Source organism: Pseudomonas sp. P9_31 (genome assembly GCF_034008235.1).
In the GTDB taxonomy this organism is placed as follows: domain Bacteria; phylum Pseudomonadota; class Gammaproteobacteria; order Pseudomonadales; family Pseudomonadaceae; genus Aquipseudomonas.
This window is the reverse complement of sequence record NZ_CP125375.1, coordinates 103023-129351: the sequence shown is the minus strand read 5'-3', so window position 1 is coordinate 129351 and position 26329 is coordinate 103023. Positions and strand designations below refer to the sequence as shown.

Annotated in this window: 30 protein-coding genes and 1 pseudogene; 21 read left to right on the top strand and 10 right to left on the bottom strand. The window is 58.8% G+C overall.

The annotated features are described in order from the left end of the window. The first annotated feature begins 11 nt into the window (after positions 1-11). The 10 genes and pseudogenes from QMK51_RS00640 (at position 12) to QMK51_RS00595 (ending at position 8939) form a co-directional block, all read left to right on the top strand. The gene (locus tag QMK51_RS00640; protein WP_003187010.1) at positions 12-335 is read left to right on the top strand and encodes an NAD(P) transhydrogenase subunit alpha; all 324 of its coding nucleotides are present in this window, start codon (positions 12-14) and stop codon (positions 333-335) included. Beyond that, positions 335-1771, top strand: a complete 1437-nt coding sequence (locus QMK51_RS00635; RefSeq protein WP_320392872.1) for an NAD(P)(+) transhydrogenase (Re/Si-specific) subunit beta — start codon at positions 335-337, stop codon at positions 1769-1771. Before QMK51_RS00640 ends, QMK51_RS00635 begins: the two co-directional genes overlap by 1 nt. Before the next feature lie 188 nt (positions 1772-1959). Continuing rightward, complete coding sequence (locus QMK51_RS00630) at positions 1960-3453, top strand: acetyl-CoA hydrolase/transferase family protein (RefSeq protein WP_320392871.1); 1494 nt, start codon at positions 1960-1962, stop codon at positions 3451-3453. A gap of 319 nt (positions 3454-3772) precedes the next feature. Continuing rightward, positions 3773-3988, top strand: coding sequence for a DUF1127 domain-containing protein (locus QMK51_RS00625; protein ID WP_008018491.1), 216 nt, complete (start codon positions 3773-3775; stop codon positions 3986-3988). Between the two features lie 261 nt (positions 3989-4249). Beyond that, a pseudogene (locus QMK51_RS00620) lies at positions 4250-4453 on the top strand (DUF1127 domain-containing protein); the annotation flags it as partial. 147 nt (positions 4454-4600) lie between these two features. Beyond that, entirely contained in the window at positions 4601-4918 is a 318-nt protein-coding gene (locus tag QMK51_RS00615) for a DUF2388 domain-containing protein (protein ID WP_320392870.1), read from the top strand. A 339-nt stretch (positions 4919-5257) separates the two neighbouring features. Continuing rightward, complete coding sequence (locus tag QMK51_RS00610; protein WP_320390752.1) at positions 5258-6205, top strand: IS110 family transposase; 948 nt, start codon at positions 5258-5260, stop codon at positions 6203-6205. A gap of 109 nt (positions 6206-6314) precedes the next feature. After that, positions 6315-6632, top strand: coding sequence for a DUF2388 domain-containing protein (locus QMK51_RS00605; protein WP_258698423.1), 318 nt, complete (start codon positions 6315-6317; stop codon positions 6630-6632). A 28-nt stretch (positions 6633-6660) separates the two neighbouring features. Beyond that, positions 6661-6981 carry a DUF2388 domain-containing protein gene (locus QMK51_RS00600; protein WP_258698422.1) on the top strand — a complete coding sequence of 107 codons (321 nt, stop codon included), beginning with the start codon at positions 6661-6663 and terminating at the stop codon, positions 6979-6981. After that, the gene (locus QMK51_RS00595) at positions 6978-8939 is read left to right on the top strand and encodes a DUF4105 domain-containing protein (protein WP_320392869.1); all 1962 of its coding nucleotides are present in this window, start codon (positions 6978-6980) and stop codon (positions 8937-8939) included. Before QMK51_RS00600 ends, QMK51_RS00595 begins: the two co-directional genes overlap by 4 nt. Positions 8940-9104: 165 nt before the next feature. Here the strand turns inward: QMK51_RS00595 and QMK51_RS00590 are convergent, their stop codons facing one another. The 3 genes from QMK51_RS00590 to trpB all read right to left on the bottom strand — a co-directional run bounded on the left by QMK51_RS00590 (position 9105) and on the right by trpB (position 11729). After that, positions 9105-9560 carry an anti-virulence regulator CigR family protein gene (locus tag QMK51_RS00590; RefSeq protein ID WP_320392868.1) on the bottom strand — a complete coding sequence of 152 codons (456 nt, stop codon included), beginning with the start codon at positions 9558-9560 and terminating at the stop codon, positions 9105-9107. 121 nt (positions 9561-9681) lie between these two features. Then, positions 9682-10494: a tryptophan synthase subunit alpha gene (gene trpA, locus QMK51_RS00585; protein ID WP_320392867.1), complete on the bottom strand. Its 813-nt coding sequence runs from the start codon at positions 10492-10494 to the stop codon at positions 9682-9684. After that, the gene (gene trpB / locus QMK51_RS00580) at positions 10494-11729 is read right to left on the bottom strand and encodes a tryptophan synthase subunit beta (RefSeq protein ID WP_258698418.1); all 1236 of its coding nucleotides are present in this window, start codon (positions 11727-11729) and stop codon (positions 10494-10496) included. Before trpB ends, trpA begins: the two co-directional genes overlap by 1 nt. Positions 11730-11841: 112 nt before the next feature. Between trpB and QMK51_RS00575 the strand changes: the two genes are divergently transcribed. Continuing rightward, positions 11842-12735 (top strand): LysR family transcriptional regulator, encoded by an 894-nt coding sequence (locus tag QMK51_RS00575; protein WP_320392866.1) that lies wholly within the window; start codon positions 11842-11844, stop codon positions 12733-12735. On the opposite strand, the gene QMK51_RS00570 is transcribed toward QMK51_RS00575, so the two are convergent. Then, a complete protein-coding gene (locus QMK51_RS00570) occupies positions 12732-13058 on the bottom strand; it encodes a DUF883 family protein (protein WP_320392865.1) in 327 nt (108 codons plus the stop codon). The two genes, QMK51_RS00575 and QMK51_RS00570, sit on opposite strands and share 4 nt — an antisense overlap. Positions 13059-13214: 156 nt before the next feature. Between QMK51_RS00570 and QMK51_RS00565 the strand changes: the two genes are divergently transcribed. Together QMK51_RS00565 and QMK51_RS00560 are read left to right on the top strand one after the other, a co-directional pair. Next, complete coding sequence (locus QMK51_RS00565; RefSeq protein WP_007940746.1) at positions 13215-13430, top strand: dodecin; 216 nt, start codon at positions 13215-13217, stop codon at positions 13428-13430. Positions 13431-13560: 130 nt separating this feature from the next. Continuing rightward, positions 13561-13785: a DUF1161 domain-containing protein gene (locus QMK51_RS00560; protein ID WP_320392864.1), complete on the top strand. Its 225-nt coding sequence runs from the start codon at positions 13561-13563 to the stop codon at positions 13783-13785. Between the two features lie 63 nt (positions 13786-13848). Here the strand turns inward: QMK51_RS00560 and QMK51_RS00555 are convergent, their stop codons facing one another. Beyond that, complete coding sequence (locus QMK51_RS00555) at positions 13849-14850, bottom strand: LLM class flavin-dependent oxidoreductase (protein ID WP_320392863.1); 1002 nt, start codon at positions 14848-14850, stop codon at positions 13849-13851. Between the two features lie 237 nt (positions 14851-15087). Between QMK51_RS00555 and QMK51_RS00550 the strand changes: the two genes are divergently transcribed. Both QMK51_RS00550 and QMK51_RS00545 read left to right on the top strand, forming a co-directional pair. Beyond that, positions 15088-15519 (top strand): OsmC family protein, encoded by a 432-nt coding sequence (locus tag QMK51_RS00550; protein WP_320392862.1) that lies wholly within the window; start codon positions 15088-15090, stop codon positions 15517-15519. A 170-nt stretch (positions 15520-15689) separates the two neighbouring features. Further along, positions 15690-15923, top strand: a complete 234-nt coding sequence (locus QMK51_RS00545; protein WP_223489673.1) for a DUF1161 domain-containing protein — start codon at positions 15690-15692, stop codon at positions 15921-15923. Between the two features lie 6 nt (positions 15924-15929). Here the strand turns inward: QMK51_RS00545 and QMK51_RS00540 are convergent, their stop codons facing one another. Further along, on the bottom strand, positions 15930-16349 hold the full coding sequence (locus QMK51_RS00540) for a hypothetical protein (RefSeq protein WP_320392861.1): 420 nt from the start codon (positions 16347-16349) through the stop codon (positions 15930-15932). A gap of 40 nt (positions 16350-16389) precedes the next feature. After that, the gene (locus QMK51_RS00535; RefSeq protein ID WP_320392860.1) at positions 16390-16806 is read right to left on the bottom strand and encodes a hypothetical protein; all 417 of its coding nucleotides are present in this window, start codon (positions 16804-16806) and stop codon (positions 16390-16392) included. A 58-nt stretch (positions 16807-16864) separates the two neighbouring features. Here QMK51_RS00535 and QMK51_RS00530 point away from each other — a divergent pair, with 58 nt between their 5' ends. Then, positions 16865-17956: an aminopeptidase gene (locus QMK51_RS00530; RefSeq protein WP_320392859.1), complete on the top strand. Its 1092-nt coding sequence runs from the start codon at positions 16865-16867 to the stop codon at positions 17954-17956. Between the two features lie 110 nt (positions 17957-18066). Here QMK51_RS00530 and QMK51_RS00525 read toward each other — a convergent pair whose 3' ends face one another. Next, entirely contained in the window at positions 18067-18717 is a 651-nt protein-coding gene (locus QMK51_RS00525) for an HAD family hydrolase (protein WP_320392858.1), read from the bottom strand. 45 nt (positions 18718-18762) lie between these two features. Further along, the gene (locus tag QMK51_RS00520; RefSeq protein ID WP_007902790.1) at positions 18763-19308 is read right to left on the bottom strand and encodes a gamma carbonic anhydrase family protein; all 546 of its coding nucleotides are present in this window, start codon (positions 19306-19308) and stop codon (positions 18763-18765) included. A 101-nt stretch (positions 19309-19409) separates the two neighbouring features. On the opposite strand from QMK51_RS00520, the gene prlC reads away from it, so the two are divergent. After that, complete coding sequence (prlC, locus tag QMK51_RS00515) at positions 19410-21461, top strand: oligopeptidase A (protein ID WP_320392857.1); 2052 nt, start codon at positions 19410-19412, stop codon at positions 21459-21461. Next, the gene (locus QMK51_RS00510; protein WP_018927249.1) at positions 21458-21745 is read left to right on the top strand and encodes a YheV family putative zinc ribbon protein; all 288 of its coding nucleotides are present in this window, start codon (positions 21458-21460) and stop codon (positions 21743-21745) included. Before prlC ends, QMK51_RS00510 begins: the two co-directional genes overlap by 4 nt. A gap of 46 nt (positions 21746-21791) precedes the next feature. Here QMK51_RS00510 and QMK51_RS00505 read toward each other — a convergent pair whose 3' ends face one another. Further along, a complete protein-coding gene (locus tag QMK51_RS00505) occupies positions 21792-22436 on the bottom strand; it encodes a dual specificity protein phosphatase family protein (RefSeq protein WP_320392856.1) in 645 nt (214 codons plus the stop codon). 217 nt (positions 22437-22653) lie between these two features. Here QMK51_RS00505 and QMK51_RS00500 point away from each other — a divergent pair, with 217 nt between their 5' ends. From QMK51_RS00500 to QMK51_RS00490, 3 genes are all read left to right on the top strand, one after another. Next, positions 22654-23712: a PA0069 family radical SAM protein gene (locus tag QMK51_RS00500; protein WP_320392855.1), complete on the top strand. Its 1059-nt coding sequence runs from the start codon at positions 22654-22656 to the stop codon at positions 23710-23712. Between the two features lie 243 nt (positions 23713-23955). Further along, positions 23956-24687, top strand: coding sequence for a carbonic anhydrase (locus QMK51_RS00495; protein WP_038980324.1), 732 nt, complete (start codon positions 23956-23958; stop codon positions 24685-24687). An 80-nt stretch (positions 24688-24767) separates the two neighbouring features. Continuing rightward, the gene (locus QMK51_RS00490; protein WP_320392854.1) at positions 24768-26294 is read left to right on the top strand and encodes a SulP family inorganic anion transporter; all 1527 of its coding nucleotides are present in this window, start codon (positions 24768-24770) and stop codon (positions 26292-26294) included. The last annotated feature ends 35 nt before the right edge of the window (positions 26295-26329 follow it).

The window sequence follows — 26329 nt, the reverse complement described above, 5'->3', positions numbered from 1 at the left end:
GGATTCAGACGATGGAAGAGCTTATCTCCCCCGGTATCTACAACCTGATCATCTTCGTGCTGGCGATTTATGTCGGTTATCACGTGGTCTGGAACGTTACACCTGCACTGCACACGCCGTTGATGGCGGTGACCAACGCCATTTCGGCGATCGTGATCGTCGGCGCCATGCTGGCGGCGGCTTTGACCGTGACGCCACTGGGCAAGACCATGGGCACCCTGGCGGTGGCTCTGGCGGCCGTGAACGTGTTCGGTGGTTTTCTGGTAACGCGCCGCATGCTTGAGATGTTCAAGAAAAAAGCCCCGAAAGCCGTAAAAGAAGAGGCGCCCAAGTAATGAGCATGAATCTGGTAACGACGCTCTACCTGATCGCGTCGATCTGCTTCATCCAGGCCCTCAAAGGCCTGTCGCACCCAACCACGTCGCGGCGCGGCAATGTCTACGGCATGCTCGGCATGGCCCTGGCGATCCTCACCACGGTCGGCCTCATTTATAAGCTAGGGGCAGAGCTCGCTACTGCCGGCATCGGCTACGTCATCGTCGGCCTGTTGGTCGGCGGTACCGCCGGCTCGATCATGGCCAAGCGTGTTGAAATGACCAAAATGCCGGAACTGGTCGCCTTCATGCACAGCATGATCGGTCTGGCGGCGGTATTCATCGCCATTGCAGCCGTGGTCGAGCCGCAGTCCCTGGGCATCGTTAAACAGCTGGGGGATTCGATTCCGGCGGGTAACCGTCTGGAGCTGTTCCTCGGCGCGGCCATCGGTGCAATCACCTTCTCCGGTTCGGTGATCGCGTTCGGAAAGCTGTCGGGCAAGTACAAGTTCCGTCTGTTTCAGGGCGCACCGGTACAGTTCAGCGGTCAGCACAAACTGAACCTGCTGCTGGGCCTGGCCACGCTGGCTCTGGGCGTCACCTTCATGCTGACCGGCAACTTCAGCGCATTTGCTCTGATGCTGGCCCTGGCCTTCGTGATGGGTGTGCTGATCATCATCCCGATCGGCGGCGCCGACATGCCCGTCGTGGTGTCGATGCTCAACAGCTACTCTGGCTGGGCCGCAGCGGGTATCGGCTTCTCGCTGAACAACTCGATGCTGATCATTGCCGGCTCGCTGGTAGGTTCGTCTGGTGCGATCCTCTCGTACATCATGTGCAAGGCGATGAACCGTTCGTTCTTCAATGTGTTGCTCGGCGGTTTCGGCAACACAGCAGATGCCGCTGGCCCGGCAGGCTCGAAAGAAGCCCGCCCGGTGAAATCCGGCTCGGCTGATGACGCCACCTTCCTGCTGACCAACGCCGATACTGTGATCATCGTTCCAGGCTATGGCCTGGCGGTAGCGCGCGCGCAGCACGCGTTAAAAGAGCTGACCGAGAAGCTGACCCACCGTGGCGTGACCGTTAAGTACGCAATCCACCCGGTTGCCGGCCGCATGCCTGGCCACATGAACGTGTTGCTGGCCGAGGCCGAAGTGCCTTACGACCAGGTGTTCGAGATGGAAGACATCAACTCCGAGTTCGGTCAGGCCGATGTGGTGCTGGTGCTCGGCGCTAACGACGTGGTGAACCCGGCGGCCAAGAACGATCCGAAATCGCCGATCGCCGGCATGCCGATTCTCGAAGCGTTCAAAGCCAAGACCATCATCGTCAACAAGCGCTCGATGGCCAGCGGCTATGCTGGTCTGGACAACGAGCTGTTCTATCTGGACAAGACCATGATGGTTTTCGGCGACGCCAAGAAAGTCATCGAAGACATGGTTAAAGCCGTCGAGTAAAGCCCTTCGGCAACCTGAACGCCCCGACTCGTCGGGGCGTTTTTGTTTGTGGACGTTACAGATACTGTAAAGGTGTTTTGCCTGAAAGCACCGTAATAGACACCTCGAATGCGACCTTGGTCGCGGGTCTGGCAGCGATCAAATTCACTAGACTGCGCACTCTGCTTCCGTTGCCCGAGATAACAATCATGTACCGTGACCGTATTCGCTTGCCTTCATTGTTGGACAAGGTGATGAGCGCCGCCGACGCTGCCGCTCTGATTCAGGACGGCATGACCGTCGGCATGAGCGGCTTTACCCGAGCCGGCGAAGCCAAGGCCGTGCCTCATGCACTGGCCGAACGCGCCAAGGTCACGCCGCTGAAAATCAGCCTGATGACCGGCGCCAGTCTGGGTAACGACCTCGACAAACAGCTGACTGAAGCCGGCGTACTGTCGCGACGCATGCCGTTCCAGGTGGACAGCACCCTGCGCAAGGCGATCAATGCCGGCGAGGTCATGTTCATCGACCAGCACCTGTCGGAAACCGTAGAGCAACTGCGTAACCAGCAACTCAAGCTGCCGGACATCGCGGTGATCGAAGCCGTGGCGATCACCGAGCAGGGCCATATCGTGCCGACCACCTCGGTGGGCAACTCGGCCAGCTTCGCGATTTTCGCCAAGCATGTGATCGTCGAGATCAATCTGGCGCACAACCCGAATCTTGAAGGCCTTCACGACATCTATATCCCCACCTACCGGCCGACCCGCACGCCTATTCCACTGGTGAAGGTCGACGATCGCATTGGCAGCACCGCCATTGCGATACCGCCGGAAAAGATCGTCGCTATCGTGATCACCCACCAGTCCGACTCGCCATCCACGGTGTTGCCGCCAGACAGCGACACCCAGGCCATCGCTGACCACCTGATCGACTTCTTCAAGCAAGAAGTGGCTGCCGGTCGCATGACCAACAAACTCGGCCCGCTGCAAGCCGGTATCGGCAGCATTGCCAACGCGGTGATGTGCGGCTTGATCGACTCCCCCTTCGAAGACCTGACCATGTACTCCGAAGTGCTGCAGGATTCGACCTTCGACCTGATCGACGCCGGCAAGTTGAGCTTTGCTTCGGGCAGTTCGATCACCCTGTCGAGCCGGCGCAATGCCGATGTATTCGGAAATCTGGAGCACTATAAGGACAAGCTGGTGCTGCGCCCCCAGGAAATCTCCAATCACCCCGAAGTAGTGCGGCGCCTGGGCATCATCGGCATCAACACTGCGCTGGAATTCGACCTGTACGGCAACGTCAACTCCACCCACGTCTGCGGAACGCGGATGATGAACGGTATCGGCGGCTCAGGCGACTTCGCACGCAATGCGCACCTGGCGATCTTTGTCACCAAGTCGATCGCCAAGGGCGGTGCGATTTCCAGCGTGGTCCCCATGGTCAGCCATGTCGACCACACAGAACATGACGTCGACATTCTCGTGACCGAGACAGGCTTGGCCGACCTGCGCGGCCTGGCGCCGCGAGAGCGCGCCCGTGTCATCATCGACAACTGTGTTCACCCGGACTATCGCCCAGCCTTGAATGATTACTTCACCGCCGCTTGTGCCGTCGGCGGGCACACCCCACACATCCTGCGCGATGCCCTGAGTTGGCACATAAACCTGGAAGAAACCGGGCGCATGCTGGCGGTGTAATTGATACAGATAGCGGCTGACGCAAACACAGTTTCGTCAGTTCGCTGTGGCAACGTCCAATTTTGTCAAAAACTGTACTGCTGTATCGGTCTTTTCCTACCGTAATTGCCTACACTTTCTGGCCGAACGACCAAAAACGCACCATATTAGTGCTCATAGGTACAGTTGCCTCAATTTCGACCAGTACACTGCCATTTAACAGTTAACTGGTCCCTCACAATACAGGTGAACTGTATCTACAGAGACTGGCCAAACGAGAGGATCATGGGCACCAGTCAAACCACTACCTAATCCCGCCACAAGCGGAAGGATGTCAACCATGGAACGTACACTCAGTTCCGAACTGTTCTTCGAAGACACTGCTGCAAAAACCCAGGCTTCCCTGCCTTTGCGCGTTATCGCCAACCTGATGCTGTGGCAGCGCCGCATCACCAGCCGCCACCAACTGGCTCGACTGGATTCGCGTCTGCTGGCTGACGCCGGGATTAGCGAAGCACAACGCTACGAAGAGCTGAGCAAGCCGTTCTGGCGCTAAGTTAGCGTCGCTGGCTCTGACCCACCGGGTCCACCGCCAGCAACCCGAATTGAACAAACAAAACCCGTCGTGGGAAATCACGACGGGTTTTGTCGTTTTGGGGCTTCTCATTGGGTCGTGCAGAAGAGAAAGCCACCAACAGGTACAGTTCATGAACTGTAATAATTTAACCAGTACAATTTCATCAAGATGTGTCTGTGTCCGCAGACGTCACGGGGTCACCATTGAATCCCAAATAGCTGGCAACACGGACTACCCCCCATGAATAGCTTGCTAAATATTTCCGTCGTCACACCTCAAACCAAGCCCCGCCTGGGCAGGCTTCGACGCTTATTGAGAGCGCTAGCTGACAGCCTGGAAAGAGCTCGAACCCGGCGTTTGCTGGGCCAACTCAACGATCAACAGCTCTCGGAGCTGGGCATCAGCCACGCCGACCGGCTCAATGAATTGGATAAACCGCTCTGGGGCCAGGCTTTGCCATTCACAGACGGGACTGTTCTAACCGATGTGCTCAGGCCTAATATTTAGACAGAACGTGGCGAACGCTTTAAGACGACAGGCGTCTGATCCTGCGCCACCTCTCAATCGGTTCATCCAAAGGAGTTATCCCCCATGTCCCGCCTTCGTCTGCTCAGCGCTGCCGCCCTGCTTGCCATAGCTGCCAATGCCCACGCCACCAGCTTTATCGTGACCACCGATTCCATTGTTGGTGGACTGAAGGCTTCCTCCGACGCGACTTCGGATGTCTCCTCTTCCTTTCGCGACGACAAAATTGTCCGTGCTGCCCGTGACGACGCCGCCAGCTTCGTTGCCAGTGAAGGTGCCATCCGTGGCGTGAAGCTGGAAAGTGCACTCGACCATATCCGCCAACAGGCTCCTCAACTGAATGCGACCGACGCACAATTGGCCCAGGCCATCCTGACGATCTAGGCGACAGCTCTAAAGCGGGCGCCCTAATGCTGGTCAGTTAAACGCATTCCATGTGGGAGCGGGCTTGCTCGCGAAGGCCTCAGCACATCCAACATTGATGTCGCCTGACACACCGCTTTCGCGAGCAAGCCCGCTTGTATGGTAGGACTTGAAGGGAGGAGGAGGGACAAAGCCCGATTCTGACTGTTGACGCAGTACAGATCCGTGGGAGATTTCGCCCCTCCTCCTTTCACCCAAGCGCCGATAAAGAATGCATCTGGCTAGACCGACGATAGGAACAAGCCTGCGCCTCTGGGTGAGCCCTTCAAGTGTTCAAAACCATATCCCGGAGGAAATACAATGGCAATGCCGGTTTCTGTCACACAGCCGATCGTAGGTGTGGATGTCGCCAAGAACGAACTGGTGATCTATCACGCCGAACTTGACCTGCTTGAAGAGATTCCCAACAACAAAGCAGCCATCAAGACGTGGTTGAAGGCCTTGCCAGGGACAGTCGCGGTAGCTATTGAATCGACCAATATCTATCACTTGGAGTTCGCTGATCTGGCCTATGAGGCCGGCTGCACGATTTACATGGTGGGTGGCTATGAGCTCAGCCATTACCGCAAAGGGGTGAATATCCGTGCCAAAACCGATGCGCTGGATGCCAGGCTGCTCGCTCGCTATCTGAAGAACGAAGGTGATGATCTTCATCCGTGGACCCCGCCATCACCGCTGTACCGCCAGCTCCTGAGCCTCTTCCGTCGTCGCGCAGCCTTGGTTCAGGCGCGGGTCGGCCTGGTGCAAAGCTGGGCGAATGAGCCGCTGTTGAAGACAGCTTTCGCCGAGCAAGTGAAATCCATGCAGCAGCTTGAGGCGCTGGTCGAAAAGACGATTAATGATCATCTGAAGGAAGCCGGCTTGCTCAGTCAGTTGAAGCGTTGCGTGAAAGTTGAAGGCATTGGTTTTTTGACCGGAGCCCGCTTGCTCACGGCGTTTCAGCGGGGCGACTTCAGAAACGCGGATGCCTTTATTGCCTTCCTGGGAATGGATCTGCGCGTGTCGAAGTCAGGACAAAAGGATGGTCGTCGGAGTCTGACCAAGCGAGGTGACCCGGAAGCCCGCCGGCTTTTGCACAATGCAGCCATGTCGGCCAGCCGTACGCCCGCCTGGAAAGGCTTTTACGAAGAGCAAAGAGCTCGAGGCTTCAGCACCACTCAGGCGCTGGTGATACTGGCTCGCAAGCTTGCTCGGATCGTATTCGCTCTGCTGAAAGGGCAGAGCGAATACCAACCAAAAGCCGGTTGAGGGCTTCCCCTCAACCATAGAATCTCCCACAGGTGTCCCAATGTTTCGGCGCTGGCTCTAGCCCGGGCATTGCGCTAGCCTTGGGACTCGCTTTCAGCTATCGAGCCTCATGCGTTTTCTTTCAAATCTGTTGATCACTCCGGTTTTTCTTGCGGCCTGCTGGTCAGGTTCGGCCCATGCTTTCGACGCTTTCAACCTGTCTACACAAGGCACCGTAGCCAGTGGTTACGCCACCAGCATGGTGACCTCCGCCCCCTTCGACCATAAACTGCTGATCGCCGCCCGGGATGACGCTGCAGCGTTCATCGCCAGTGACGGCCAACTGCGAGGAGCACAACTGGAATCGGCCTTGATCTATCTGCGCCGGACCCAGCCAAAACTTCATGCCAGTGACCTTGAACTGGCGCAGGCAATTCTCGTCCAATAGTTATCCCCAGTTCCTCCGGAGTCATTCCATGCGTAGCCCGCTGATTGCTGCCACCCTTGGCTTGCTGTTATTGGCCGATGTGACCCAGGCGCACACCTTGGTTGCCACCAGTAACATCATCATTCGTGCCACCCAGCGCACGCTTGATTTCACTTCCGATACCACCACGTCCATCCGCGATTCGAAGATCGTCCGTGAAGCCCACGACGATGCGGCCAGCTTCGTCGCCAGCGACGGTGAAATCCGTGGCGCACACCTGGAAGCGGCCTTCGACACCTTGCGCACCCGCGTACCGGAAGCCCGCGACGCCAGTGATCAGGTTCTCGCCGAAGCCATCCTCGCACTGTGAGGTCGCTAGGCACCTGGCTGCTGGCCGGGGTCGTGTTGCTGCTTGGCAACACGGCTCAGGCCGGCCTGCAATTACGACTCAAGACCGACGGTCTGAGCCCTGCGCAACAGCAGGCCAGTCAGGCGCTGCTCGACGAAGCCATGCAGGCGTTGCCGCCGCGCTTCATCGAGCAACTGGACCGGCGTATCGACGTCGGCTGGACCGACGACATGCCGAGCGATGCCTACGGCCAGGCGTCGCTTGTGTCCGAGCTCGACCTGAATCGCAACCTGCTCGCCAGTCTCACCGACGGCAGCGCTGCGACCCAAAAGACGTATCGTCCCCACGGCACCGTGCGCCGGGAGATACTCGCCACAGTGTTGCACGAACTCACCCACATCTATGACCGCGCGCGCCTGTGGCCAGACGCCGAGCGCACGCTCATCCAGCGCTGCACGCAACGCAACAGCAGCTCCGGGCTGATCGGCATCCCGGATCAATGCCGCGGGCAGACCGCACGACGCTGGACCCTCAGCGACGACCCTCGCCTGCTCGACCTCGCCGGCTGGCCGCAATACGTCGGCCGACGCGGCGAACGTGAACAGCACAACCGGCAGATTGCCCGCAGCCCGGACATCTACGAGACGAGCAGCCCGAAGGAGTTCGTCGCGGTCAACATGGAGTACTTCCTCCTCGACCCAAGCTATGCCTGCCGTCGCCCTGCGCTGTACCGCTATTACAAAGAACATTTCGGTTGGGCACCTGCCGCCAAAGATAAATGCGCCCAATCATTCGCCTTCCTCAATGCGGGTAACGACTTCGCCAAGCAGCCCCTGGGCCAGGTCGATCCGGAGCGGGTTTACGCTGTCGACTATCTGCTGGCCGAAGCCAACCAGAATTGGGTCAGCCGCTGGGGCCACAGCATGCTGCGACTGGTGATCTGCGCACCGGGTCGGCCGCGCGGGCCGGATTGTCGACTGGATCTGGATCAGCATTTGGTGCTGTCCTACCGCGCCTTCGTCGGTGACGTACAGCTATCGAGCTGGGATGGGCTGGTGGGTAAATACCCTTCGCGTCTGTTTGTCTTGCCCCTGGCTCAGGTGATCGACGAATACACCAAGACTGAACTGCGCAGCCTGGCCTCGGTGCCGCTGAACCTGTCGCGAAGCGAGATCGAAGACGTGGTGGAGCACGCCGCGGAGATGCACTGGAGTTATGACGGCAACTATTTTTTCCTGTCCAACAACTGCGCGGTAGAAGGCCTGAAGTTACTGCGCAGCAGCACCAACAATGCGCAACTGGTCGGCCTGGACAGCATCATGCCCAACGGTTTGCTTGAAGTGCTCAAAGGCCGCGGACTGGCGGACACCAGCGTACTGGATGATCCTCGCGAAGCGTTACGCCTGGGCTATCGCTTCGATTCCTTCCGCGAGCGTTATCAAGCGATGTTCGAAGTGCTGAAAAAGCATTTGCCGATCAAGCAGGAAAAGGTCGAAGACTGGCTGTCATTGAAAGCTGAAGAACGCCGCAAATGGATTGACCAGGCAGACTTGCGCACCAGCGCGGCATTGCTGCTGCTGGAGCAGGCCAGTTTCCGTCAGCAGCTGGTGCTGGCCCAGGACGAAGTGAAACAGCGGTACCTGGGCGCTCGAGAATTGAGCAACGGCGGTATGGATAAGGCCAACGCGACCTTGCAGCAGATTCTCGCCAATAGCGGCTTCCTCAGCCGTCCGGCCGAATTGCTTGGCACCGGTGGTTATGGTTTGCCGCAGCCGAACGAGTGGACGCGCCTGGAGTCGGAGAGCAGCCTGCGCCAGAAACAGCTGCAAGCGCTGACCGGGGACCTCGACAAGGAAGTGCGAGCGCTGCTCGATCCGAGCCGTGCCGCCGAGATGGCCGCCAACGAAGCCAACCTGAAGCAGGTTGGCGAACATCTGAGGAAGTTGCACAAGGCTGCGGGTGGGTTGGAATTGCCCTGAGACATAAGACCCCGAGAGAGCAAAATCCTCTGTGGCGAGGGAGCTTGCTCCCGTTCGACGGCGAAGCCGACGCGATAGGGTGCCTGGTCGATTTTGGGGCCGCTTCGCGCCCCAGCGGGAGCAGGCTCCCTCGCCACAGTGGTCGCCTGATTGCTTAGCTGTGGGTCAATACAAAACACCATCCAGAATCTCATAAACAATCCCGGTGCCTACGGCGATCAGCACAATATCGCCGCCCGCACGACGCCACTCGTAACCCGGGTAATGCGGCAGTCGGCCCAACGCGCGGTTATCCAGGCGCTCGCCGTAATACCCGTGAGGCAACGGCCAGCCACGGACCAGATGAATGCCTGGAGGTGGCGGCGCACCGCGTACAAAATAACCACGATTGTCGTGAATGGTCTGACGCACCGGGCCGAAATCCCGTGGCGGACCGCCGCGACGATTGTCCTGCGGGCCACGGTGCTCGTCGCCACGATTGTCACTGCGGTTATCGTAATGACCCTGCTGCGGGTCGCCGCGGTCGTGATCGTCACGCTGATCGGCGCTGGCGTGCAGCAACGGGGTCGCACCGAGCATCAGCACGCCCAGGCCGGCAATCAGACGTTTCGGCATTTTCATCAGGTCTTTCCTCACGGCACATGCAGCAAAAAGGGCTTCAGAACGTAGTCCTGAAGCCCTAGGTCTTGCTGTTTAGTCTGTGCCGCGAGGCGCTAATTCCCCTGTATCAGGAACTTTACCTTTAGCTGACCCGCGCTTTACGCACGCCGTCGGACAAGGCCGCACACAGGCTGAGTACGCCCTCCACAGCCTGATCCGGGGTCGAGGCGTTGGCGATGTGATCGATCAGCGCCGACCCCACCACCACACCATCAGCCAGACGCGCGATGGCCGCTGCCTGTTCCGGTGTGCGAATACCGAAGCCGATGCTGATCGGCAGATCGGTATGGCGACGCAGACGGGTGACGGCTTCTTCGACATGTTCCAGAGTCGCCGCGCCCGCACCGGTCACACCCGCCACCGACACGTAGTAAACAAAACCGGAACTACCATTCAATACGGTCGGCAGACGCACATCGTCGGTGGTCGGCGTGGTCAGACGGATGAAGTCCAGGCCCGCAGCCTGCGCCGGGGCGCACAACTCAGCGTTATGCTCCGGCGGCATGTCGACCACGATCAGACCATCGACACCGGCCTCTTTGGCTTCAGCGATGAAACGCGGCACGCCGTACATGTGAATCGGGTTGAAGTAGCCCATCAGCACCAGCGGAGTCTGACTGTTGCCTTCACGGAACTCGCGAACCATTTGCAGGGTTTTCGCCAGGTTCTGTTTGGCGCCCAAGGCACGAATGTTGGCCAGTTGAATCGCCGGGCCATCGGCCATCGGATCGGTGAAGGGCATGCCCAACTCGATCACGTCGGCACCCGCTCCCGGCAAGCCTTTGAGAATCGCCAGAGACGTGTCGTAACTCGGGTCGCCGGCGGTCACAAAGGTCACCAGGGCGGCGCGGTTCTGTTCCTTGAGTTCGGCAAAACGCGTTTGCAGGCGGCTCATCAGTGTTTCTCCTGCTGGGATTGCTCTTGTTGAGAGTGTTCCATATGGTGCATCACGGTCTGCATATCTTTGTCGCCACGGCCGGACAGGTTGACCACCATCAGGTGATCTTTCGGCAGTGTCGGTGCGCGTTTGAACACTTCGGCCAGGGCATGGGCGCTTTCCAGTGCAGGAATAATCCCTTCCAGGCGACAGCATTTGTGGAACGCGTCGAGGGCTTCGTCGTCGGTCACCGAGGTGTACTGGACGCGGCCGATGTCGTGCAACCAGGCGTGTTCCGGGCCGATGCCCGGATAGTCGAGACCGGCGGAAATCGAGTGGGCGTCGATGATCTGGCCGTCGTCGTCCTGCAACAGGAACGTACGGTTGCCGTGCAGCACGCCCGGTACGCCGCCGTTCAGGCTGGCCGCGTGCTTGCCGGTTTCGATGCCATAACCGGCGGCTTCGACGCCGATGATCTCGACGCTCTTGTCATCGAGGAACGGATGGAACAGGCCCATGGCATTGGAACCCCCGCCGATGCACGCCACCAGGCTGTCGGGTAGACGCCCTTCCTGGGCTTGCAACTGCTCGCGGGTTTCCTTGCCGATCACAGCCTGGAAGTCGCGAACCATGGCGGGATACGGGTGCGGGCCGGCCACCGTGCCGATCAGGTAGAAGGTGCTATCGACGTTGGTCACCCAGTCACGCAAGGCTTCGTTCATCGCGTCTTTGAGGGTGCCGGTGCCAGCAACCACCGGGATCACTTCGGCGCCCAACAACTTCATGCGAAACACGTTGGCCTGCTGACGTTCGATGTCGGTGGTGCCCATGTAGATCACGCACTCCAGGCCGAATCGCGCCGCCACGGTGGCGGTCGCCACGCCGTGCATACCGGCGCCGGTCTCGGCAATGATGCGTTTCTTGCCCATGCGCCGCGCCAGCAGAATCTGACCGATGCAGTTGTTGATCTTGTGCGCGCCAGTGTGGTTCAACTCTTCACGCTTGAGATAAATCTTCGCGCCACCGCAGAACTCTGTCAGACGCTCGGCGAAATACAGTGGACTTGGACGTCCGACGTAATCACGCTGGAAGTAGGCCAATTCTTCTTTGAATGCCGGATCTTCCTTGGCAGCTTCGTATTCGCGGGCCAGATCGAGGATCAACGGCATCAAGGTTTCGGCGACGTAGCGGCCACCGAACGCGCCGAACAGGCCGTTGGCGTCGGGGCCGTTGCGCAGATTAGTCTGGGTCATGGGTCGCTCCAGTTGTATTCGAGAGGTGACGATGGGGTTCACTCTACCCCTGACGTCCCACGCTGAAAACCGATAAGATCGCCGCAACCTGTCAGGAAAACTCACAGATCCCATGAGCCATGACCTCCCCCCGCTGAACGCTCTTCGCGCCTTTGAGGCCGCTGCCCGCCTGAACAGCGTCAGTCAGGCCGCAGAACAGCTGCACGTCACTCATGGTGCGGTCAGCCGGCAACTCAAGGTGCTGGAAGAACACCTCGGCGTGAGTCTGTTCATCAAGGATGGACGCGGCCTTAAACTCACAGATGCCGGCGTGCGTTTGCGCGATGCCAGCGGCGAAGCCTTCGAGCGTTTACGCAACGTTTGCGCCGAGCTGACCCGAAGCACCGCCGATGCGCCATTCGTGCTCGGTTGCTCGGGCAGCCTGCTGGCACGCTGGTTCATTCCGCGTTTGGGGCGGCTCAATGCAGACCTGCCGGACCTGCGCTTGCACCTGTCGGCCGGGGAAGGCGATCTCGACCCGCGACGGCCTGGCCTGGATGCCTTACTGGTGTTTGCCGAGCCGCCATGGCCAGCAGACATGCAAGTTTACGAATTGGCCAGCGAACGCATCGGCCCGGTCATGAGCCCACGATTCGTCGGTTACGAAAGGCTGCAGAACGCACCGGCAAGCGCACTGTTGACCGAACCCTTGCTGCACACCACCTCACGGCCGCAAGCCTGGCCAAGCTGGGCGCAGCAAAGCGACCTCGACGCCAAGGCGCTGAAATACGGTCAGGGTTTCGAGCACTTGTATTATTTGCTGGAAGCGGCAGTGGCCGGGCTGGGTGTGGCCATTGCGCCTGAACCGCTGGTGGCCGAAGACTTGAAGGCCGGTCGCCTCGTTGCGCCATGGGGCTTCTGTGAAACCCCGGCGCAACTGGCGTTGTGGCTACCCAAGCGCGCCGCGGACGGGCGCGCCCGGCAGTTGGCGCAGTGGCTTAAAAACGAACTGCGCCAGACACCTTAATGACCGCGTTTGAACAATAAGTAGGCCGCGAGCAGGCCCAACGCACCGACAGCGACGCCGGCTGTAGTCCAAGGGTGTTCCTGAGCGTAGTCACGTGTCGCGATTCCGGTTTCACGGGTTTTGACCTTGACCTCTTCATAGGCATCGGCGAGCAGATGGCGCGAGTGTTTCAGCGCGTTCTCAGCGTTGTTTTTCAGCGTCTTGAGGGTTTTACGCGACTCTTCCGAGGCGTCGTCCTTCAGGCTTTCCAACGATTTCAGCAAACTCTCGATCTCGGCTTCCATGCTTTGCAATGAGGCGTTGCGTAACGACGTGTTGGCCATGGTGGCTCTCCTGCATTGTTGATGAGTAGCGTGTGTTGGTTGGGACTTCAGAGGTTCGAGAAAGTGCAGTAAATCTGAACGTCACTGCAGATTGGTCGACAGAAGAAATAAGAAAAATCACTGCTAGGCTGTATTTCACACCTTAAGGAGAACGCCATGACTGACCACCATACCTACAAGAAAGTCGAACTGGTCGGTTCGTCCACCAGTAGCATTGAAGACGCCATCAACAATGCCCTGGCCGAAGCCAACAAAAGCCTCAAGTACATGGAATGGTTTGAAGTGACCGAAACCCGCGGGCACATCAAGGACGGCAAAGCTGCACACTTCCAGGTGACACTCAAAGTCGGGTTCCGGATTGCCAGTAGCTGAGTTTGAGCTAGTCTTCTGAACTTGCGCGCTGGCCGAATGCCATAGGGAATGGCAAAGCGCTAAGTGGTGAGCGAATCCGGCGGATAGCTGGATGCGCTCACCCTATTGATCCGACCAGGGAGTGCAACCCATGAAGAAGTTTATTTTAGCGGTAGGTTTGTTGAGCCTTGCGGGAACAGCCTTTGCCGAGGGCAAGCCGTGCGAAGAGCTGAAAGCCGAAATCGCAGCGAAACTGGACGCCAAGGGCATTTCCAATTACTCACTGGAGATCGTCGATAAAGGCGCTGCAGCCGGCGGGAAAGTCGTCGGAAAATGTGAAAAGGGCTCCAAGGAAATCGTTTACAAGCAGGGCTGATTTCCCTCAATGACAAAAAGCCGACGCAATGGCGTCGGCTTTTTTGTGGGAACCGTTTAAGTGTCAGCCCTTCATGACCTGCGCCAACAGTTCATAGGAGTGCACGCGATCGGCATGTTCGTACAGGTCACAGGTAAAAATCAGCTCATCCGCCTGGGTCTGCTCAATCAGCACCTCAAGCTTGGCGCGGATTTTCTGCGGGCTGCCGACCATGGCCAGTCCCAGGAAATCACCGACCGCTTCTTTCTCATGGGGCAGCCACAGCCCGTCCATGGTCTTCACGGGCGGGCGTTGCACCAGGCTCTGACCACGCATTAACGCGAGAATCCGTTGGTACACCGAAGTGGCCAGGTAATCGGCCTGCTCATCGGTGTCTGCCGCCACCAGCGGCACACCAAGCATCACGTAAGGCTTATCCAAAACCGCTGAAGGCTTGAAGTGGTTGCGGTAGACGCGAATCGCCTCATGCATGAAGCGCGGTGCGAAATGTGAAGCGAAGGCGTAGGGCAAACCGCGCTCACCGGCCAGCTGCGCACTGAACAGGCTCGAACCCAGCAACCAGACCGGGACGTTGGTGCCGGTACCCGGCATGGCAATGATCCGCTGATCCGGCGTGCGTGGGCCGAGGTAGCGCATCAGTTCGGCCACGTCCTCCGGGAAGTCGTCGGCACTGCCGGAGCGCTCACGACGCAAGGCGCGGGCAGTCATCTGATCGGAGCCGGGCGCGCGGCCCAGGCCCAGGTCGATCCGGCCTGGATACAGACTTTCAAGGGTGCCGAACTGCTCGGCGATCACCAGCGGCGCGTGGTTGGGCAGCATCACGCCGCCCGAACCGACACGAATGGTCGAAGTGCCGCCGGCCAGATAACCCAGCAGAACCGAGGTCGCCGAACTGGCGATCCCGTCCATATTGTGGTGTTCAGCAACCCAGAAGCGGTGGTAGCCGAATTTTTCGACGTGCTGCGCCAGGTCCAGGGAATTGCGCAAGGACTGCGCCGCACTGCCGTTTTCCCGCACGGGCACCAGATCGAGGGTCGAAAACTTGATATCAGACAATCGTTTCATAAACCTGCTTCTCCAATGGGTAAGCAGGTTTTTTCACGAACGAAAACCTGCCGAGTCTATAAGCGTGTTCTCTGCAATGAGGGCATATACCCGAGTTTCAATAGGAGAGACAAAATTCCTGCGTAATTAGAAGACTGATCAGATGAGGTGAACTTTGCCTGACGGTCTATCCTCAGAACCCTGGTAACCGAAACCACGAAGGCGCGACGCTTCGCGCCGGACCTTGAGGAGGCAGACATGGCCATCACAAAGAAAGCATCGGCTCATTGGGAAGGTGATCTGAAGACCGGTATCGGCTCGATTTCCACGCAAACCGGTGTCCTCAAAGAAGCGCCCTACGGCTTCAAAGCCCGTTTCGAGGGAGGTAAGGGCACCAATCCGGAAGAGCTGATCGGCGCGGCTCACGCGGGCTGTTTCTCCATGGCGTTTTCAATGATTCTCGGTGAGGCCGGCCTTAAGGCCGACAGCATCGACACCACTGCCGAAGTCACTCTGGACCAGGTAGACGGTGGCTTTGCGATCACAGCGGTCAAACTGATTCTCAAGGCGAAAATCCCCGGGGCGACCCAGGCGCAATTCGAGGAACTGAGCAACAAGGCCAAAGAAGGCTGCCCGGTATCCAAAGTGCTGAATGCGAAAATCAGCCTGGAGGCGACGTTGGTCAGCTGATAGTGGGTTGATACGCTAGCGGGTAAAAGATCGCAGCCTTCGCGGGTTCCCTATCGCAGGTTGCGGTCTTTTTTGCCCTGAAACAAAACCTGACTGGCAAAACTGTGGTCGAATAAATGACAGCAGCTTAAGCGCATCACCGTGCGCGCTGCCTCAAGGGAGCTTCAACCATGAAACGTTTTGCCTTGGCGGTTATCTGTTGCTCGCTGGCCACTTCGGCCCTCGCGGCACCGAAATCCTGTGAGGAACTCAAGGCCGAGATCGAAGCCAAGATCCAGGCCAACAACGTCTCGTCCTACACCCTGGAAATCGTCACCAACGACGAAGTTCACGATCAGAACATGGTCGTTGGCTCATGCGAATACGGCACCAAAAAAATCATCTACCAAAAAAATGATCGCTGATTCGTCTCACATGAGGCAGTAGGTATCTCGATCTTCAGCGACGATCTCCCGCTTGGCGTTGTACAGCCGGGCGCTGGGGGTGAACGCCATGGAACGCGCCTCCAGCAGGTAACGCTGGCCGGCCTCGAAATGGTCGTAGTTGATGGTCAGGTAGCACAACCGCTCCAGCGGAGCGTTCATCAAGCCCGAGCCACCGCCATACACTTCAAAATCGTAACGCACGCTCAGCTCATGGCTACCCGGGGTGACCTGGAAGTAACGACCATCGCGCAACCGTTGGTTGTCCAGCCGTTCAGCCATCAGCAGTTTACCGCCGGGGCTTGGCGTAGCGAAGTCGACCCAGGCCATCTGCGGATCGACCGCCGGCAACGGACTCGCGCAGCCGACAAAGGCGCCTGCAGCGAGCAACAGCAACAACCTGCGCATGATGAATATCCCAAGGACTGATCGTTCAGCATAGCGCCGATCAGGTACGTTGGCAGCCTGCCGGTGTGCCCTGCCCAATCACTTTTCGCTGCTGATCGTAGAGCTTTGCCCACGGCCGAAAACCGATATTCCCCGCTTGCAGCTGATACCGCTGCCCGGCGTTGAAGTCCTTGAATTTCACATTCAACTGACAGTCACGCCACAACGGCTCGGCGGCGGGGCCAATGTTGGTCGGCTGGACCGCGAACAAATAGCGAACCTTCAGCTCATGGCTACCGGGTTGCACCTCGAAATAGCGCTTGTCGATGGAAGCCTTGTTATCGACTTCCAGCGCCTGCAGCGCGGTGTCTTCCTGCCGTGGATCCAGATCGATCCAGGCCTGCGAAGGATCAGGGGTGGGCAATCCGGCACAACCGGCCAGCATCAGCAGGCCTCCCGTCAGCATCAACTTGCGCATAGCGGAGCTCCAATAGGCGGGATAGTCTTGCGGGCAGACTTTCCAGGGATTTTTTATTTTGATCAGGCCGCGTCCAAGCCTTGGGTTACTTGATCGCGTTTTACGCATTTTGTTTCCGGGTGTTTTTCTTTTGTTGCTCAATGGCTGCGCGAGCGTCAGCTATTACGGCCAATTGGCCAGTGGTCAGCTGCACTTGCTGCGGGCTCGGGAGCCGGTTGCCAGAGTGATTGCCGATCCTGACCGCGATCAGCAATTGCGTGCGCATCTGGCCCAATCACAAAAGGCCCGAATGTTCGCCAGCCAACACCTGCACCTGCCGGACAACCAGAGCTACCGTTTGTACGCCGACATCGGCCGACCGTTTGTAGTCTGGAATGTCTTCGCCACGCCGGAGTTTTCGCTGAAGCCGCAGAACCATTGTTTCCCCGTCGCTGGCTGCGTCGCCTATCGCGGGTATTACAGTCAGAGCGCTGCCCGCGGTGAGGCCGCCTTGCAACGCCTGCAAGGTATGGACGTGTCGATTGGCGGCGTCGAGGCTTATTCGACGCTCGGTTGGTTCAACGACCCGATCATTAGCTCGATGATGGGTTGGGGCGACGAACGGTTGGCCACGCTGATATTCCACGAACTCGCCCACCAACGTTTTTATGTGAAAGACGACACCGAGTTCAACGAATCCTTCGCCACGTTCGTCGAACAGGAAGGCACTCGCCAATGGCGCGAATCCCGAGACATGCCACCGGATAATGGAGCGTTGGTACGCCAACGCGACCAGTTCATCCAGTTGATTCTGGACACCCGCACCCGGCTTGAACGGCTTTACGCCCTGCCGCTGCCGGCCGACCAAATGCGTGAGCGAAAAGCGGCAGAGTTCGAACAATTGCGCCGTGAGTACTGGACCCTGCGCGGCAGCCAATGGTCTGGCAACAATCGCTACGACGCGTGGATCAACGCCCCGATGAACAACGCCCGATTACTGCCGTTTGGTTTGTATGACCAATGGGTGCCGGCGTTTGCCGCACTGTTCAGGCAGGTCGATGGGGATTGGGTGAGGTTTTATGCCGCGGTGGAGAAGGTGGGCGCGTTGCCGGTTGGGGAGCGTAAGGCGGCATTGAAAGCGTTGGCAGGATCAGCGAGTTCCGGTGGCTGAACGGGCCTCTTCGCGGGCAAGCCCGCTCCCACAGAGGATTGTGTTTGGCCAAAGGACTCTGGCACACACCGATCTAATGTGGGAGCAGGCTTGCTCGCGAATGGTTTTGATCAACTCTGCAAAAACGCCTGATGCAACTCATCCAGCGTCTCGAAGTGATACGCCGGTGCTTCGGCGCTCAATTCTTCCCGGCTGCCAAACCCATAACCCACCGCTGCCGCGTCCAGCCCATTGCGGCGAGCACCGATCAGGTCATGCTTACGGTCGCCGATCATCAGGGTATTGGCCGGGTCCAGACCCTCTTCGCTCATCAAGTGCGCAATCAGCTCGACCTTGTTGGTTCGCGTGCCATCCAGTTCGCTGCCGTAAATCACCTTGAAATGCTTGGCGAAGTCGAAGTGCCGGGCGATTTCCCGGGCGAAAACCCATGGCTTGGAGGTCGCTATGTACAGCTGTCGCCCTTGCCTACCGAGGGTTTCGAGCAGCGGCATAACCCCGTCGAATACGCGGTTTTCATACAGGCCGGTGACTTTGAAGCGTTCACGATAAAAGTTCACCGCTTCCCAGGCCTTGGGCTCGTCGAAGTCGTAAAACTGCATGAACGCCTGCAACAACGGCGGGCCGATGAAGTGCTCAAGCTTGCTCAGGTCCGGCTCATCGATGCCCAGTTTGCTCAGGGCGAACTGGATGGAGCGGGTGATGCCTTCACGCGGGTCGGTCAGCGTGCCATCGAGGTCGAACAGTACGGTTTGGTAATGCATGAAAATTCCTGAGCAATAGCGAGACACTTTCCGTTATCAAGAGGTTTAGAGCTGATCGTAGCCTTCGGCCAGATGCAGGTCCTTGAGCTTTACGTAGTTCGCCGCGCTGTAGGTGAAAAAGGCTTTTTCCTTGTCTGTCAGCGGTCGGATCTGTTTCACCGGGCTACCGACATAGAGAAAACCGCTTTCCAGGCGCTTGCCCGGGGGTACCAGGCTGCCGGCACCGATGATCACATCGTCCTCCACCACCGCGCCGTCCATGACGATGCTGCCCATGCCGATCAGAATCCGGTTGCCCACGGCACAACCATGCAGCATGACTTTATGTGCGATGGTCACATCGTCGCCGATCAGCAATGGGAAGCCATCGGGATTGAACGGACCGGCGTGAGTGATGTGCAGCACGCAGCCATCCTGCACGCTGGTGCGCGCACCGATTCTGATGCGATGCATGTCGCCACGGATCACTGTCAGCGGCCAGACGGAGCTGTCTTCGCCGATTTCAACGTCGCCGATCACCACCGCCGAGCCGTCGACAAAGGCGCCTTTGCCCAGCAGCGGCGTGTGGTTCTGATACTTGCGAAGGGTCACGATAGGCTCTCTCTCTTTTGCTGATAGCTGCGGTGAGCGTCGATTGTAATTAAGATGGGGCCATGTTTCTTCCCGCATGTTTTCCAGCCAAGGTGCCAACCGTGAGCGTGAACAACCCTCTTCTGCAGTCCTACGACCTGCCGCCGTTCTCGGCGATCCGTGCCGAACACGTGCAACCGGCCATTGAAAAGATTCTGGCTGACAACCGCGCCGCCATCGTCGATATCCTCAAAACCCAGGGCAAACAACCGACCTGGGCCGGCCTGGTGCTGGCGATGGACGAACTCAATGACCGTCTGGGCGCCGCCTGGAGCCCGGTCAGCCACCTCAATGCCGTGTGCAACAGTGCTGAGTTGCGCGAGGCTTACGAGTCCTGCCTGCCGGCCCTGAGTGCCTACGCCACCGAGCTGGGTCAGAACCGTGAACTGTTTCAGGCCTATGAAGCGCTGGCCAACAGCCCAGAGGCTGCCGGTTTCGACGTGGCGCAAAAAACGATCCTGGAGCACGCCCTGCGTGACTTCCGTCTGTCGGGTATCGACCTGCCTACACCTGAGCAAAAGCGTTATGCCGATGTGCAGAGCAAACTGTCTGAGCTAGCCAGTCACTTCTCCAACCAGTTGCTCGACGCCACTCAGGCCTGGACCAAACACATCACCGACGAAGCCGCCCTCGCCGGCCTGACCGAGTCGGCCAAAGCGCAAATGGCCGCCGCCGCGCAAGCCAAAGACTTGGACGGCTGGCTGATCACCCTGGAATTCCCGAGTTACTACGCGGTAATGACCTACGCCCAGGACCGCACCCTGCGCGAAGAAGTCTACGCCGCCTACTGCACCCGTGCGTCGGACCAAGGCCCGAATGCCGGTCAGAACGATAACGGCCCGGTCATGGAAGAAATCCTCGACCTGCGTCAGGAGCTGGCAAAACTGTTGGGCTTCGCCAGCTTTTCGGAGTTGAGCCTGGCCACCAAAATGGCCGAGTCCAACGATCAGGTGCTGAGTTTCCTGCGCGACCTGGCAAAACGCAGCAAGCCTTTCGCCGCCCTGGATCTGCAACAGCTCAAGGCCTACGCCGCCGAACAAGGTTGCCCGGATCTGCAAAGCTGGGACAGCGGTTTCTACGGTGAAAAACTCCGCGAGCAGCGCTACAGCGTCGCCCAGGAAACCCTTCGCGCGTACTTCCCGATCGACAAGGTCTTGGGTGGACTGTTCAGCATCGTCCAGCGCCTGTACGGCATCGAGATCGCCGAGCTGAAAGGCTTCGACACTTGGCACCCGGACGTTCGCCTTTTCGAAATCAAGGAAAACGGCCAGCACGTCGGCCGCTTCTTCTTCGACCTGTATGCCCGCGCCAACAAGCGCGGCGGTGCCTGGATGGACGGCGCCCGCGATCATCGCCGCACGATCAATGGCGCGCTGCAAAGCCCGGTGGCAAACCTGGTGTGCAACTTCACCCCGGCCGATAGCGGTAAACCAGCCCTGCTGACCCACGACGAAGTCACCACCCTGTTCCACGAATTCGGTCATGGCCTGCATCACCTGCTGACCCGCGTCGAGCACGCCGGCGTGTCCGGCATCAACGGCGTGGCCTGGGATGCGGTCGAGCTGCCAAGCCAGTTCATGGAAAACTGGTGCTGGGAGCCGGAAGGCCTGGCGCTGATTTCCGGTCACTACGAAACCGGCGAGCCACTGCCTCAAGACCTGCTGGAAAAAATGCTCGCGGCGAAGAACTTCCAGTCCGGCCTGATGATGGTCCGCCAGTTGGAATTCTCGCTGTTCGACTTCGAACTGCACGCCACCCATGGCGACGGTCGCAGCGTGCTGCAAGTGCTCGAAGGCGTGCGCGACGAGGTTTCGGTCATGCGTCCACCGGCCTACAACCGTTTCCCCAACAGCTTCGCCCACATCTTTGCCGGTGGTTACGCGGCGGGTTACTACAGCTACAAGTGGGCTGAAGTGTTGTCGGCCGATGCCTTCTCCAAGTTCGAAGAAGACGGCGTGCTCAATGCCGAGACCGGTCGCGCCTTCCGCGAAGCGATCCTGGCGCGCGGTGGATCTCAGGAACCGATGGTGCTGTTCGTCGACTTCCGTGGCCGTGAGCCATCGATTGACGCACTCTTGCGCCACAGCGGCCTGAGTGAGGACGCGGCAGCATGAGTGAGGGACCTGTGATTACCAAAAAACGCTTTATCGCCGGGGCGGTCTGCCCGGCCTGCAGCGAGCCCGACAAGTTGATGATGTGGAACGAAGATACCGTTCCACATCGCGAGTGTGTGGCCTGCGGTTATTCCGACACGCTGAATGAACAAGGCCTGTCGGTGCCCAAGGAATTGGGCACCCGGGTCAACACCTCGGCACTCAAGGTGCCGGACGCCAAGGTTCAGGCTGTGCAGTTTTTCCCGAACCCGAAACTGAAGAAAAAGCCTGACGAACAGCACTGAGTGCTGGGACTCACCTTCCACTGCGCAATGCAGTGGAAGGTGTTACTTACTCGACATGAGCCGATTTGAACCAGTTCTTCATCGAGCAACTGGCAAACGGACTGGTGCTGCAATCACCATTGGCCAGCGCCGTACGAAGTTTGTCTACATCGGCCTGCATCATGTAGCGAATGCCGTCCTTGAAGTGGGTGCTATCGCCAAAACCACCCTGGGTCATTTCACTCAGCGCGTCTTCCTTGCTCCAGCCCTGCACCACCACCCGGTACATCGCCGCCATCAGGCCCGTGCGGTCCGAGCCGTGTTTGCAATGCATAAGTACAGGGCCTTTGGCTTCGGCGGTCTGAATCGTGCGAAGCGCCTTGAGCACATCACTGTCGTCCACGTGATTGGTGCGGTAGGGCAGCTGAATCTGGGTGATTCCGGACGTGGACAACCAGCTTGAGTCCGGTTCAGGCAGGAAGTTGATGACGGTGGCGACCTTGAGTTTTTCCAGCAGCGGCACCGCCCCGCTGTCTGGCAATGCGCTGCGATAGAGGGTCGGGGACATCTGATAGAGGTTGTACTGAACCTCCACCGATTGAGCCCAATCCGCTGGCCGAGGCAGTGGCGTATCGTCGGCCCAAGCCAGTGAAAGAGTAAAAAACGCAACCAACGACAGACAAATCGCAGGAAAAAGGCGGAATTGGGACATGCTCAGGCGACCGTATGGGAAGAGACAGCTGGATGACACTCAGATTGAGCCTTGAGCGGTCAAAGTCCCGTGAGCCACCTGTCAAAGAATCGTGAATATGCCGATCCGCGATAGGGGAAGTAACGAATATCGTCCGGGTTCGACCAAGCGCCCAGTGGCACTAGGCATATGAGTGACGCCCCTATACTGTATATAAAAACAGTACCGAGGCGTTTTCATGTCTACCCCTCTTCCCCCGCGCGGTCGCGGCACCGCCACCAACCCGTACAACCGCTTCGCGCCGAACCGTTCGGTGGCCGAGGATGACGGCTGGTATCAGGAAGCACCGATCACCCAAGGCACCGAGGTGCGCATCGAGACGGCAAAATCCATCATTACCCGCAATAATTCGCCGGACTTGCCCTTCGACCGTTCGATCAATCCTTACCGCGGCTGCGAGCATGGCTGCATCTATTGCTATGCGCGGCCAAGCCACGCCTATTGGGACCTGTCGCCGGGGCTGGATTTCGAAACCAAGCTGATCGCCAAGACCAACGCCGCCGATGTGCTGGAAGAACAACTGTCCAAACGCGGCTATCAATGCGCACCGATCAACCTGGGCTCCAACACCGACCCTTATCAACCGATCGAGCGTGAACACAGAATCACCCGCAAGACCCTCGAAGTGCTGCTGCGCTACCGTCACCCAGTGACCATCATCACCAAGGGTTCGCTGATTCTGCGCGATCTGGACCTGCTGGCCGAACTCGCCGAGCAAAGGCTGGTGGCGGTGATGATCAGCCTCACCACCCTGGACGATGAACTCAAACGCATCCTCGAACCCCGTGCAGCAGCGCCCAAGGCGCGACTGCGGGCGATCCGGGTGATGCGCGAAGCCGGGATTACCGTGGGCGTTTTGTGTTCACCGATGATTCCGATGATCAACGACAGCGAACTCGAAAGCCTGCTGACCGAAGCTCATGCGGCGGGTGCCCAGAGTGCCGCTTACATGATGTTGCGCTTGCCTCTGGAAGTGGCTCCACTGTTCGAAGAGTGGCTGGCCGCCCACTATCCCCAGCGCGCAGCTCATGTGATGAGCCTGATCCGCCAAAGCCGTGGTGGTGAGCTCTACGACAGCCGGTTTGGCGCCAGAATGCGCGGTGAAGGGCCGTTTGCCGATCTGTTGGCACAACGCTTCGCCAAAACCATCAAGCGCCTGGGGCTCAATCGTCGGGAAGGCTTCAACCTGGATTGCACAGCCTTTTGTCCGCCGGGTCGCCAGATGTCGTTGATTTAACGACAGTTGGCCCTATGGTGAGTAGAGAAAACGATACACCGCGTTTAGGCTGGTCACGTTTTTTGTGACCTGGAACACGCGTTCTAGAGCGTTTTATTCAGTTTGAGTTAAGTTTCAACGGCTACCTTGTTCATCGAGTGACTGACGGGTCTGGCTTTTCGACCTGGATGTTTTTTATACAGCCACTGGCTTCACATCGGACAAAACGGGAAAACTCCCTGACTCCGCCAAAGAGGATGAATCATGAGTGACAAGGATAAACAGCCGTTGGCTGTGTCGGCTTCAGCCCAACCCGAGGCGGAAACCGCCGATGCAGCGCTGCAGCATATCGTTGACGGTTTTTTACATTTTCATCACGAGATCTTTCCGCAGCAGGAAGAACTCTTCAAAAAACTCGCCACGGCCCAACGGCCTCGGGCGATGTTCATCGCGTGCGCCGATTCACGCATCGTTCCCGAACTGATCACCCAAAGCGCCCCCGGCGACTTGTTCGTGACCCGTAACGTCGGCAACGTCGTGCCGCCTTACGGGCAAATGAACGGCGGTGTTTCCACCGCCATCGAATATGCAGTGCTGGCCCTCGGCGTGCAGCACATCATCATCTGCGGGCATTCTGACTGTGGCGCCATGCGCGCGGTGCTCAACCCGCAGAGCCTGGAGAAAATGCCCACGGTCAAAGCCTGGCTGCGCCATGCGGAAGTGGCGAAAACCATGGTCCAGGACAACTGCCATTGCACTGATGAAAACGAGAGCATGCACATCCTCACCGAGGAGAATGTGATCGCTCAGTTGCAGCATTTGCGCACGCACCCGTCGGTGGCCTCGCGCATGGCCAATGGTCAGCTGTTTATCCATGGTTGGGTCTACAACATCGAAACCAGCGAAATTAAAGCTTACGACGCCGATCAGGGGTGTTTCCTGCCGCTCGATGGCAGTCATCCGATTCCGGTGGCGACGCCTAAAGCGCGCTTCTAAATCCTCCGTGTGGTTTAGCCGAGGCTGCTGATATTGCAGCCTGCTTTGCCATGCCTGAAGAAAACTTCGGGAGAGTCACCATGCGTGCTGCTCAACTAAAAGCTGTTTTGCCACGGGAGCTACTGGCTTCGGTGGTTGTGTTTCTGGTCGCTCTGCCCTTGTGCATGGGCATCGCCATCGCCTCGGGACTGCCACCGTCCAAAGGCCTAATCACCGGTATCATCGGTGGCCTGGTGGTCGGTTGGCTTGCCGGGTCGCCGCTGCAAGTCAGCGGCCCGGCGGCGGGTCTGGCGGTATTGGTGTTCGAACTGGTGCGCCAGCATGGTATTGCCATGCTTGGGCCGATCCTGCTGCTGGCCGGTTTTCTGCAATTGGTGGCCGGGCGTTTGAAACTGGGTTGCTGGTTTCGGGTCACGGCGCCGGCTGTGGTGTATGGCATGCTCGCCGGGATCGGAGTACTGATCGTGCTGTCACAGGTGCATGTGATGCTCGACGCCGTGCCCAAGCCGTCGGGGCTGGATAACCTGGCAGCCTTCCCCGCTGCGGTGATTCAGGCTTTGCCTTCGTTTGGCTGGCAAGCGGGCTTGCTCGGGCTGTCGACCATTGCCGTGATGTGGCTGTGGGAAAAATTCCGTCCGCACTCCCTGCGTTTCGTTCCTGGAGCATTGCTTGGGGTCGGTCTGGCAACGGTCGCCAGCCTCGTGCTCGCATTGCAGGTCAAACGTGTAGAGGTCCCGGCCAACCTGGCAGAAGCCATCGATTGGCTGCGCCCGGCGGACCTGCTCAATCTGGCAGACCCGACTCTGCTGATCGCCGCCTTCGCCGTGGCCTTTATCGCCAGCGCCGAAACCCTGCTCTCGGCCGCCGCCGTGGATCGCATGCACAGCGGCCAGCGCTCGGACTTCGACCGTGAATTGTCGGCGCAAGGTGTGGGCAACATGCTCTGCGGGTTGCTCGGTGCGTTACCGATGACCGGAGTGATCGTACGCAGTTCGGCCAACGTGCAGGCCGGCGCCACCACCCGACTGTCGACGGTGTTCCATGGTCTGTGGTTACTGGCTTTCGTGCTGCTGCTTTCCAGCGTGCTGCAAAGCATCCCGGTGGCGAGCCTGGCAGGCGTCCTGGTTTATACCGGTTTCAAACTGGTGGACCTCAAGGCCTTTCGCGGCCTGGGTCGTTATGGCCGGATGCCGATGTTTACTTATGCGGCGACCGCACTGGCAATCATCTTCACCGACCTGCTGACCGGCGTGCTGATCGGCTTTGGCCTGACGCTGGCCAAACTGGCCTGGAAGGCTTCGCGCCTGAAAATCAGCCTGATCGATCTGCCGGCGAACGGCGAGATGGAGCTGCGACTGGTAGGGGCGGCGACCTTCCTCAAGGTGCCGGCATTGACCCAAGTGCTGGGGACCATTCCGGCGGGCACAACGGTGCATGTGCCGCTCAATAACCTGAGCTACATCGATCACTCGTGCCTTGAGTTGCTGGAGGAGTGGGGTCGGGCCAATGCGGCCAAGGGTTCGAAGCTGCTGATTGAGGCGCGGGGGTTGAAGCGCAGGCTTGAAGGACGGTTGCGTACGACCACCGGAGTAGGTTCAGCCGGATAGATAACACTGTGGGAGCGAGCCTGCTCGCGATGGCA